Annotated in this window: 11 protein-coding genes, 1 other RNA gene and 2 pseudogenes; 5 read left to right on the top strand and 9 right to left on the bottom strand. The window is 57.4% G+C overall.

Translation table 11 applies throughout. The features are described 5' to 3' along the window. Positions 1-42: 42 nt before the first annotated feature. From Q1B15_RS11205 to Q1B15_RS11225, 5 genes and pseudogenes are all read right to left on the bottom strand, one after another. Positions 43-562 (bottom strand): annotated as a pseudogene (locus tag Q1B15_RS11205) (IS6 family transposase); the annotation flags it as partial. 204 nt (positions 563-766) lie between these two features. Further along, positions 767-1,363 (bottom strand): recombination mediator RecR, encoded by a 597-nt coding sequence (gene recR, locus Q1B15_RS11210; RefSeq protein WP_299753836.1) that lies wholly within the window; start codon positions 1,361-1,363, stop codon positions 767-769. A 15-nt stretch (positions 1,364-1,378) separates the two neighbouring features. Further along, positions 1,379-1,723 (bottom strand): YbaB/EbfC family nucleoid-associated protein, encoded by a 345-nt coding sequence (locus Q1B15_RS11215; RefSeq protein ID WP_299753826.1) that lies wholly within the window; start codon positions 1,721-1,723, stop codon positions 1,379-1,381. 10 nt (positions 1,724-1,733) lie between these two features. After that, entirely contained in the window at positions 1,734-3,488 is a 1,755-nt protein-coding gene (locus tag Q1B15_RS11220) for a DNA polymerase III subunit gamma/tau (protein ID WP_299753827.1), read from the bottom strand. A 73-nt stretch (positions 3,489-3,561) separates the two neighbouring features. After that, positions 3,562-3,798, bottom strand: coding sequence for a YdcH family protein (locus Q1B15_RS11225; RefSeq protein ID WP_299753828.1), 237 nt, complete (start codon positions 3,796-3,798; stop codon positions 3,562-3,564). A gap of 147 nt (positions 3,799-3,945) precedes the next feature. Between Q1B15_RS11225 and Q1B15_RS11230 the strand changes: the two genes are divergently transcribed. From Q1B15_RS11230 to Q1B15_RS11245, 4 genes are read left to right on the top strand one after another with little or no spacing between them, the layout of a single operon-like run. Further along, the gene (locus tag Q1B15_RS11230; RefSeq protein WP_299753829.1) at positions 3,946-4,221 is read left to right on the top strand and encodes a hypothetical protein; all 276 of its coding nucleotides are present in this window, start codon (positions 3,946-3,948) and stop codon (positions 4,219-4,221) included. Positions 4,222-4,262: 41 nt separating this feature from the next. Next, the gene (locus Q1B15_RS11235) at positions 4,263-4,466 is read left to right on the top strand and encodes a hypothetical protein (RefSeq protein WP_299753830.1); all 204 of its coding nucleotides are present in this window, start codon (positions 4,263-4,265) and stop codon (positions 4,464-4,466) included. Beyond that, positions 4,456-4,968 carry a protein phosphatase gene (locus tag Q1B15_RS11240; RefSeq protein WP_366141710.1) on the top strand — a complete coding sequence of 171 codons (513 nt, stop codon included), beginning with the start codon at positions 4,456-4,458 and terminating at the stop codon, positions 4,966-4,968. Before Q1B15_RS11235 ends, Q1B15_RS11240 begins: the two co-directional genes overlap by 11 nt. Continuing rightward, positions 4,965-5,276: a hypothetical protein gene (locus Q1B15_RS11245; RefSeq protein WP_299753832.1), complete on the top strand. Its 312-nt coding sequence runs from the start codon at positions 4,965-4,967 to the stop codon at positions 5,274-5,276. The genes Q1B15_RS11240 and Q1B15_RS11245 overlap by 4 nt, the downstream gene beginning before the upstream one ends. On the opposite strand, the gene rsgA is transcribed toward Q1B15_RS11245, so the two are convergent. From rsgA to Q1B15_RS11265, 4 genes and pseudogenes are all read right to left on the bottom strand, one after another. Continuing rightward, complete coding sequence (gene rsgA / locus Q1B15_RS11250; protein WP_299753833.1) at positions 5,273-6,298, bottom strand: ribosome small subunit-dependent GTPase A; 1,026 nt, start codon at positions 6,296-6,298, stop codon at positions 5,273-5,275. The two genes, Q1B15_RS11245 and rsgA, sit on opposite strands and share 4 nt — an antisense overlap. A 139-nt stretch (positions 6,299-6,437) precedes the next feature. Continuing rightward, positions 6,438-6,535: signal recognition particle sRNA small type (gene ffs, locus Q1B15_RS11255), an RNA gene on the bottom strand. Positions 6,536-6,767: 232 nt separating this feature from the next. Further along, positions 6,768-6,995, bottom strand: a pseudogene (locus Q1B15_RS11260) (ABC transporter permease); the annotation flags it as partial. Between the two features lie 264 nt (positions 6,996-7,259). After that, positions 7,260-9,212: a bifunctional 2',3'-cyclic-nucleotide 2'-phosphodiesterase/3'-nucleotidase gene (locus Q1B15_RS11265; RefSeq protein ID WP_299753834.1), complete on the bottom strand. Its 1,953-nt coding sequence runs from the start codon at positions 9,210-9,212 to the stop codon at positions 7,260-7,262. Between the two features lie 213 nt (positions 9,213-9,425). Between Q1B15_RS11265 and nudC the strand changes: the two genes are divergently transcribed. Beyond that, a complete protein-coding gene (gene nudC / locus Q1B15_RS11270) occupies positions 9,426-10,388 on the top strand; it encodes an NAD(+) diphosphatase (protein WP_299753835.1) in 963 nt (320 codons plus the stop codon). Positions 10,389-10,470 lie beyond the last annotated feature (82 nt).

Consider the following 10,470-nt stretch of genomic DNA (forward strand, 5'->3'; position numbering starts at 1 on the left):
TGCAATATCAATTACTTATCGGTTTTACTGTCGAACTTGGGGGTGCGGATTCTCAGTTCCATTATTCTTCCAGCGGCCGGTTTCCTTCCGGTCAGTGTTGCCAACGACTTTCATCGCAACGCCATAAGATCGAAGTTTGTCAGTCACCAAAATTTTTAGGGGTTCCATGGCGACGCATTGTTTTCTTCAGAAATCTCAATGCCAACTTGCGATCCCGTGTCTTCGTGACAAAATTTTCCAGAAACTCGCATTCTTGATCAACGGCATGCCAAAGGTAGTGCCGCCCGCTATTGATCTGCACGAAAACCTCGTCCAGGTGCCACTGCCAGTTCGAATATGCACGCATTCGGGTGACCCGGTTTCGCCGGATCTAATCAGCAAACATCGGACCAAATGTAGTCCACCAGTACCGCACCGCTTCCTGGCTGATGCCGATGGCGCGCTCGTGCAGCAGGTCCTCGACGTTTCGGAGAGAAAGTGGAGAGCGACCATACATCTGGACCGCAAGGCCAATGATCTCCGGGCTGTTGTAGAAGTATTTGCATGGGTTGCGCTTTAGCATGGATGGACGTTACAAAACTGCCTTGCATGCCTTAAGCCAATTTGTTCTGACAGTGCTGATAGGGGTCATCAGGTCTCGCCCCCCCCCGAACGCCCGAACCGACGTTATAATGACATAGTATTGTCGTGTGGTTTTAGCGTGTTACCAACCGCTCGCGCCGCGTTTGTGCACAGATGGTGAAGACATAGAGTTGCACCTCGGGCTTTAAACAGATTTCCGCGCTCTCAAAGCCGCCGAGATCGTTCCATCGTCCAGATAATCCAACTCGCCGCCAATCGGCACACCTTGCGCCAAGGTCGTGACCCGCACCCCGCCTTCAAGCTGTTCTGCGATGTAATGCGCCGTCGTCTGGCCATCCACCGTTGCGTTCAGCGCAAGAATAACCTCATGAATTTCCTCGGACTTCACACGATCCACAAGCTTAGGAATGCGCAACTCGTCCGGCCCGATCGCGTCCAGCGCGCTCAGCGTTCCGCCCAGCACGTGATACCTGCCCCGGAACACGCCCGACCGCTCCATCGCCCAAAGATCGGCGACATCTTCAACAATGCACAACTCGCCAGTCGCGCGCTTTTCGCTTTTACAGATCTCACAGATATCCGATGTGCCGATATTTCCGCAGTTGAGACATTCCTGCGCCGTATCCGCCACTTGCCGCATTGCGTCTGCCAATGGACTCAACAAAACCCCGCGCTTTTTGATCAGATGCAAAACAGCACGTCGTGCAGACCGAGGCCCAAGACCCGGCAATCGCGCCATCATCTCGATCAGCGCCTCAAGTTCTTTGGGTGCGTCTGACAGCGTCCCTGTCCCGACTTAGAACGGCAGTTTCATGTCGGCTGGCAATCCAAGGCCTTCGGTCATTTTTTGTATCTCTTCCTGGCTTTTATCCGATGCTTTGGACTGCGCATCTTTGATCGCCGCAAGGATCAGATCTTCCACGATTTCTTTCTCATCCGCATTAAAGATCGACGGATCAATATCCAGCGCGGTCAATTCGCCCTTGGCTGTGGCCGTGGCCTTAACCAATCCTGCACCGCTTTCGCCGACTACGGTCACACGGTTCAGCTCGTCTTGCATCTCCGCCATTTTTGTCTGCATATCCTGTGCAGCTTTCATCATCTTGCCCATATCGGCCAGACCGCCCAAACCCTTCAACATCTCGAAACTCCTATTCGTCCTCAAAAGGATCCCATTCATCTTCGACCTCGGCCAACGCCTCATGCGCGACCTCGCTCGAAATCTCTTCTGGTGTGCGTATAACGCCAAGTTTTGCCTTGGGAAAAGCGGCAAAAACGGCGCTGACCAACGGGTTCACCCGTGCTTCGTCCGCCAGGGCCTTTCGTTTGGCGTCGCGGGTTTCCACAATTGTGGGTGTGCCACCTGTTGTCACAATGGTGACTGTCCACCGCACGCCGGTCCATGCCTGAAGCCTGCTGCCGAGCCGCTGCGACAAATCCGATGCGGCATTCGGCGAAGGCTCGAATTCAATCCGTCCGGGCTGATAGTTAACCAAACGCACGCCGCCTTCGATCTCGACCAGCAGCTTTACGTCGCGGTTGGTGCGCACAAGATCAACGACGTGCTGAAACGTCGGGAAGCGCGCCAAAGCATTGTCCGTACCAAGCGCCACGGCGGCCTGCGCGCCAGAGGCCGAAACGCCGCCGCCGGACTGCATCGAAACGCCGCGATTCGCCACTGCATTTGTCCCACCAGAGGTCCCACCTGCGCCTCCACTGCCAGACGGGGCAGGGGGCACGGGTGTGTCTTTCAATTTGGCGACCAAATCGCCGGGTGTTGGCAGTTCAGCCACATGCGTCATGCGGATAACGGCCATCTCTGCGGCCATCATCGCATTCGGAGATAACGCAACTTCTTCTAAGGATTTCAAGGACATTTGCCACATCCGCGCCAGAACAGGCATGGACAAACGGCCCGCCATATCCCGCCCGCGTGCGCGCTCGTCCGGGCCGACCGTTGGGTCGTCTGCGGCCTCGGGCGTGATGCGGATAACACTAATCCAATGGGTAATTTCGGCCAGATCACGCAACACTGCCATCGGGTCTGCGCCGTCGGCGTACTGCGAAGAAAGCTCGGTTAAAGCCCCGGCCGCATCACCGGCCATCACCATATCGAACAGGTCCAAAACCCGCCCCCGGTCGGCAAGTCCGAGCATCGCCCGTACCTGTTCGGCCGTCGTTTCGCCCGCACCATGACTGATTGCCTGATCCAACAAAGACTGTGCATCCCGCGCGGAACCTTCCGCCGCCCGTGTGATCAAAGCCAGCGCATCATCCGAGATCTCGGCCCCCTCGGCCACGGCGATCTTGCGCAGCAATGCGATCATCACTTCGGGTTCAATTCGTCGAAGATCGAACCGCTGGCACCGCGACAGAACTGTCACGGGAACCTTGCGGATTTCGGTTGTGGCAAAGATGAACTTCACATGCGCAGGCGGTTCTTCCAGCGTCTTCAACAGCGCATTGAACGCGCTGGTCGACAGCATGTGAACCTCGTCGATAATATAGATCTTATAGCGTGCAGAAGCGGCGCGATACGCAACGGAATCAATGATTTCGCGGATATCGCCGACACCTGTGCGGCTGGCCGCATCCATCTCCAGTACGTCGACATGACGCCCTTGGGCGATTGAAACGCAATGCTCGCATTTCCCACAAGGGTCCGTTGTCGGACCACTTTTTCCGTCTGGCCCGATGCAATTCATGCCCTTGGCAATGATCCGCGCCGTCGTGGTTTTACCGGTCCCGCGAATGCCGGTCATGATGAAGGCTTGCGCGATGCGATCCGCCTCGAACGCGTTCTTCAGCGTCCGGACCATCGCATCCTGACCAACAAGATCGGCAAATGTCTCGGGCCGGTATTTCCGGGCCAGAACCTGATAGCCACTGGTGTTGGAGTCGCTCATAAATACCCCGGTTGGATTCGCATTGCGCGAGGTTAGACCGGCACGTCTGAGGCGTCCACCAGAAGCCGACCAATCAGGACGACAGATAGCTCCAAATCTGGTCTTTCAGATGCGCGCGCTGTTTGCGCAGGTCCGTTTCGGCCATTCCGTCTATCGGCTCAACGTTCGTCTCCGCCCGGTGAATGGTGCGATTTAGCTCATGATAGCTGTCGAACATCTGCGCGAAATGCGCGTCAGATTGTTTCAATTCGCTCATCTTGGCGACGTGTTCGGGAAATTCTTCGGCAAGTTCGTGGGGCGTGTGAGACATATAATGGTCCTCCTTTTATGGGTTTGGACCAACCATATCCCTGACTTCGACCAAGTGCTTTGACACGGGTCAACCCCTGCAAGTTTTCTCAAACGCGCCCTCTCGGTGGATTGCCGCTTCGGGGTGGCATCCAGGTCCGCGGAAATCTTGCATCGGCCCCCTCTCTCCGGCATCCTTGCGCAACTTGCGCGGATTGCGGACGGCGAGACATTGACAGGGGCCTATCTCGATCCCAACAAAAAGCCGGTAGCTGCGCGAAATATCGTTCGGCTGATCCCGTACTTTCCGGATAAGCTTGGTCATGCGAAGGGTCTGGTTGCGGCGGGCGCGGACCATGATCGCCCCGACGACGCTGGCATTACCCTGGTGCAGATTGCAGGCTGGGACCCGGACCCGAAGGGATGGGGTATTTCTTGTCTGTGAAACCTGATCTGTGTCCCGGGAACAATTACGGAGGAACCTTGTTGTCAACGATCATTCCTGCCTCGGCGAATGCGCCGTATCGTTCTCCGCGTGATCATATCTGCTGCCTTGAACTCGCTTTGAAAATGGGTGTGGCCTTGCCGCGTTGTGCTGTCGAGCTTGCCGGTGATCCTAATGTCACGGCATTCCTTGCAGCCTGGAGCGAGGCACATCCGGGGCAGGTGCTGGAGACTGGTGTTGCCTGACTGGTCCGTAAGCGAACTCCCCTTGGGCAACGGGTGGCTGGGGATCGCGCCGATCCCCGGCCGCACAGCTGCCTATCTTTCCGATCTGGCCACTTTACTACGTTGGGAGCCGACTTTGGTGCTGACGATGACAACCCATCGTGAAATGGCGCGGGTTGGGGCGACGGACATCGGCGCCGACCTTAAGGCAGCTGGTGTCGCGTGGCGGCATCTGCCAATTGCTGATTTTGGCGCGCCCGATGATCAAACTGCGGCGCTTTGGCCTGAGCTGTCCGCGCTTGCTCACGACGAGCTTGCTCAGGGAGGGCGCGTATTGGCGCATTGTTTTGGGGGCTGTGGTCGCTCCGGCATGGTTCTGATGCGGTTGATGGTCGAAGCGGGTGAAGACGCGGATCCCGCGCTGGCCCGCCTCAGGGATGTGCGCAGTTGCGCGGTCGAGGCCAAAGAGCAGCGCATATGGGCGGCCGCCCCAATGTTTGAGCGCTTGGGGTTGGGCCAGTGAGCGATCCCGGCGACGGCAACCGGCTTTTGTTGGCGGGCCTTATGGCGCTTTGGGTCATGGCCTTCGGCTATGCTTTTGTGGCCGCCGAAGGGGCAGGTGCGGGGGTGAGCCGGAACGCCCTGATCGAGGCGTTCCGGGTTTACGCAGGCTGGCAAGCCATCGCCGGAACTCTTGCTTTGGCTATTGCCGGTGTCGGCTGGCGCTGGCCCAGGGGCACTTCAGTTCGGCGGCTTAGCCTTGTGCCCATCGCGCTGGCCGCTCTGCAAGTTGCGGCGTTTGTGGGACTGCGCGCGGTCGACAGAATCTAGCGTTTGCTGCGTTCATGCCGTTTGCGCGCCGTGACGCTGCGCACCATTTTACCAAAGCTTTTGTCGCGCGCGCGCGCGCCGGCAAGCGTTTCTGAGTTGCGCATCTCTTCCGCCTTCAACTTACGCCAGCGTTTCACGCGATCCGCGTCAAGGTCGCCCGCTTGCAGGGCGCCTTGGATAGAACAGCCCGGTTCGGTCTCGTGTGCACAGTCGGAAAACCGACACGATTCCGCCAGCGTTTCGATGTCTTCAAAGACAACCGCAATTCCGTCCGAAACATCCGTCAGGGCCAGCGACCGCATTCCGGGCGTGTCAATAATCCACCCCCCAGCGGTCGTGCGCACAAGCGCACGGGACGTGGTCGTATGGCGCCCTTTTGCATCATCTTCGCGAATGTCCTGCGTGAATGCCTCGTCTCCGGTCAGGGCATTGCGTAGTGTCGTCTTGCCAACACCCGACGAGCCGACCAATGCCAGTGTCTCGCCGTTGCTGCACCAAGACGTTAGGCGATCCACATCTTCCGCATCTGTGGCGTCGATGGCGATTGCGGTAAGCAATGGGGACAAGCGTTGCGCGTCCTTCACATATCGGGCGGGATCTTCGTCCATGTCCGCCTTCGTCAAAATTACCAAAGGCAAACATCCCGCGTCGGCGGCGATCACCAGGTAGCGCTCCAGGCGGGCCAGATTAAAATCGGCGTTGCAAGACGATACGATGCCAAGTGTCGCGACATTGGCCGCCAGCAACTGAGGGCGCGCGTCGTTTCCTGCACCGCCTCGTTTCAACAAACTTTGCCGCTCAAGAACGCGGGCGACGTGCCCGTCCTCGGCCAGCACCCAATCGCCCGGAGCCAGCTGTCCGGTCTTGTCAGGGGTCGACAGGGAATGTGTGCCATGGGGCGAGAAAGCCTCGACGCGATCACGGTGAACGGACGAAATGCGCATAGGAGAGGCCCCTTCAGGAATGTCCTGACGGGCAAAGAACGCAGACCAACCAAGGTCAGCAAGTGAATTTGGTGTCATTTGGGATAACCCTTGAAAGCAATAGGAAAGGGCACGCTGCCGGGACGTGCGAAACCATCATTGGGCCGTTTCAGAATTTAAACATTCTGGGCCCGGAGGGAAACTTGGGTGACCATGAAACCTCCGATCGCTTTTAGTTGGGTGAGAGGCTGAACACGACCCAAACGGGGCTCGTTGCGGCTGCTTCCTTCCGGATCTGACCGGGTTGGCGAGGCGCTTGCCCGCGCCAACCTCTCACCCCACGATCTAATAGCGCGCGCCGAGATTCGCAAGTCTGGCGAGACCTGCATGCGTTTTGGCACGTTTAGCGATATATCTGGCACGATTAGCGATATATCGCGCGATCTGCGAGTGATCAGGCGGTCTAAACCGCCTAAATCCATGTGGGCAGGACCGCAGGGAGACGCGCAGATGGCCTAGAAGACCGAAAATATCGCCAGGGTTGGTCCACAAGAAGAGGTGATTTGCGTCAGGTTGGCTGTCGCTCTGCCCAGCCTGCGAAGAGTTTCTCGAGCGCGACGACGACGTAGTACAAAACGATGCCGAGGAACGCTAAGGCGATCAGCACGGCAAACATCAATGGGTAATCTGCATTGGTTTTGCCGCTGTCGAAAAGGGCCCCAAGACCGCGTCCATGGGGGCTGACGATCTCCATCAGGTTGGTGCCGATAAAGGCCAGCGTCACCGCAACTTTCAACGGTGCAGCGGGGCCTTCAAATTTCCAGTCGAGCGCAAAAGGCACTTTTTCCTGGGCGGAGGCCAGAGTGGCAGCAAATATGCCGGCACTGGCCAGAATGGCGCGGGTGAATATGGACAGCGCTGCGGAAGGCAGCACCCTGCTTTGCCCGTTTTTCGGCAATACCGAAGCGACTGCATGAGATTTAAGCGGTCAGCGGGGCCAGTTCATTTTGTGGGTTTTGGCTTCGGGGAGCGCGCAATTTTACAGGCGCGCTCCATCTGATCAGAGGTTCAGGCGGAATAAGGCGAACCCATCTGCACCGTCACCAGCAGGTGAAACATCGACGCTTTTCAGATCATCGACGTAGTCGGCAGCCTTCGGGCCTGTCTCAAACAAAACGGACGTGTCGGCCAGAGGTGAAAACGTCCAGTTTGCATCCGCGCTGGGCTGTATGGTGCCCTGGTCGACGATGTAACGAACGATGACGTCGCGGTTGGTATCGGGCGCCTCAAATATGACCGTGGAGCCATCGGCACCCGGGAACGATCCGCCGCCGCTGGCCCGATAATTGTTGGTCGCCACGACAAATTCCATATCATCGGCAACTGGTTCGCCGTCGTAAGAAAGGTTCTTGATCCGGTTGGCGTCAGGGTTCAGGCTCTCGCCCTTTGGTCCGAATTTAGACGGCTGGCTAAGGTCGATCTGGTAGGTCACGCCATCCATCACATCGAAATTGTAGGACGGGAAAGATGGGTTCAAGAGGGCGGTGTCGTTGGTCCCCGGCTCGACCTGATTGAACATGCCCGCCGACCGTTCAAGCCAGTTGCGGACATCTGCCCCAGTGATCCGCACCGCGCGCACCGTGTTGGGATAAAGATACAAATCCGCGACATTCTTGATTGCAACATCGCCTGCGGGAACATCGGTGTAATATTCTGGACCACCACGGCCACCTGCTTTGAATGGGGCCGCCGCAGACAGGATCGGAAGGCCCTCGTGTTCGGTACCTTTCATCATTTCTTCAATGTACCATGTCTGCGCAATAGACACGATCTGCACAGACGGATCATCCGCCACCAAAGCAAAGTAGCTGTGCAATGGCGCTGCTGTTTTGCCGACCGCGCGACGGATATAGGCGAGCGTTTCGAGATGGGTTGCTTCGGTCGCGGCAAGAACGGCTTCGTCGCTTTCGACAAGTGCCGTGACCGAGCGATCCTCGTTGCGCTTCGAGATGGGCCGGGTTTCGACAGTCGTGTTCACCACGCGCCATTCGCCGGCTTCGCGTTCCAGCATCAGGTCGATCACCCCAAGGTGCGACCCCCAAAACCCGCCCATGGTTGCGGGTTTACCGTGGATCAGACCCTTTTCAGCATCAACCGCAGTGTAGTCGGCATAGGTGGGTGAGGGAAACACAAGATGGCTGTGGCCGGTGACCAAAGCGTCGATGCCGTCGATGGCCGCCAAAGGTACGCTGGCGTTCTCCATGCCCTCGGTTTCCTCGGCGGAACCAATCCCCGAGTGGCTAAGGGCGATGATAATATCAGCGCCTTGTTCACGCATTTGGGGCACATAGGCGCGCGCGGTCTCCAGAATATCTCGCGTGGTCACCTTTCCTTCAAGGTGTTTGCGATCCCAGTTCATGATCTGCGGAGGCACAAATCCGATAATGCCGACCTTGATCGAATGGGTTTCGCCGGCGCCGTCGGTTAGCATTCGGTCAAGAATGACATACCGCTGGATCAAGGTGACGTCTTTGGTTGGATTGCGGCCTTCAGTTGTAACGACGTTCGCCGATACAATCGGAAAATCCGCGCCTGCAAGGGATTTCATCAAAAAGTCGAGGCCATAGTTGAACTCGTGGGTCCCAAGCGTCGACACATCGAACCCTACAGCATTCATTGCTGCAATGACGGGATGCAAGTCGCCGTCTTTCATGCCGCGTTCGTAGGCGATGTAATCTCCCATCGGATTGCCCTGAAGGAAGTCACCGTTGTCGAGAAGAAGTGTATTGGTCGCCTCGGCCCTCACGTCGGCAATATGGGCGGCCGTGCGGGCAAGGCCTACAGTGTCGACCTCGCGGTCGCTGTAATAATCATAGGGCCAGACATGCACATGGAGGTCGGTGGTTTCCATGATCCGCAAGTGCGCCTGACCCGCGGCGGCGCGGGCCGAAAAGGGGTGGATTGCGATCATTGTTGCGCCCGCGGTTGTGGAAAGGAAAGTTCTTCGGCTCATTGCCGGTCCTTCGAAAAGTGACATTTCGGGCTCCCTGTTTTTTATGTGATCTTGCAAGGGGATCATGAAAGCCGCGGGGCGCATACCTCAAAATGAGGTGGCCAACGCCAAGTCGACCGAATTATTCTGCAACCCACTGTTTTGCGGGAGGTTTCGACATTTGCCAATTCCGAGATCGCATGGCACATCGGCTGGAAGATCAGGGGATGAAAGATGAAGCATGCAGAATCAGTAACTTTCGGTGGTTCAGGACTGGACCGAGCGGCGCATCTGCGGGGATCAGCGGATGAGCAGGCAAAACTTATTGCCCAAGCGAATGCCGGTGTTCTGGCAATCTGGCGCGGCAAACCGCTTCTGGACCTAGAACGACGCGTGCCTGTCTGGTTGACCCCCGACCATCCTGTATTTGCCTCTGCCGACGAAGCCGCCATTTTCCTAGGACTTGATGACGGCTATCCTCGGTTTGCTCGCGATATTTCGGGATGGGATCCCGACGAGGTTTCCGACACCGTTGGGGCGTTCCACGATCCCTCCGAACAGCTCCATCCGGCCATTCCAGTGACACAGGCGTTTTGCGAGCTGCGCGCAAATATGACCGCACTTTCGGCACGAGATGCTGAATTGGTGGCCGCGTCCAAGGCCGTTCTCAGCTGGCATGAAATACACGGGTTTTGCGCACGATGCGGGGCGAAAAGTGTCATTTCCCAAGCGGGCTGGCAGCGCGATTGTCCCCAGTGCAACGCGCATCATTTCCCGCGGACTGACCCCGTCGTCATTATGCTGATCCTGCATGGGAACTCGGTTCTGATGGGCCGCTCTCCTGGATGGCCCGAGGGCATGTATTCGCTTCTCGCTGGTTTTGTCGAAGCGGGCGAAACCATTGAGGGGGCCGTGCGGCGTGAAACCTTTGAGGAATCCGGGATCAAAGTGGGGGAGGTCAATTATCTGTCGTCCCAGCCCTGGCCGTTCCCGTCTTCGCTTATGTTTGGGTGTCACGGGGTGGCTTTGACGCGGGACATCACTGTCGACCCAGTCGAGTTGGAAGACGCTTTGTGGGTGACTCGCGAAGAGATGGCTTTGTCGCTGACCGAGGACAATCCAGTCATAAAACCAGCGCGAAAAGGGTCGATTGCCCGTTTCCTGATCGAAAATTGGCTTGCCGATACGCTGGATTGACGTCAGAGACCGGGCATGAAGCTGTCTAGTCAAAAAACTGTTGATGCCCCTATATCTGATGTCTTTGCAGCGATTTCGGACT

Source organism: uncultured Boseongicola sp. (assembly GCF_937988555.1).
Taxonomy (GTDB): domain Bacteria; phylum Pseudomonadota; class Alphaproteobacteria; order Rhodobacterales; family Rhodobacteraceae; genus Boseongicola.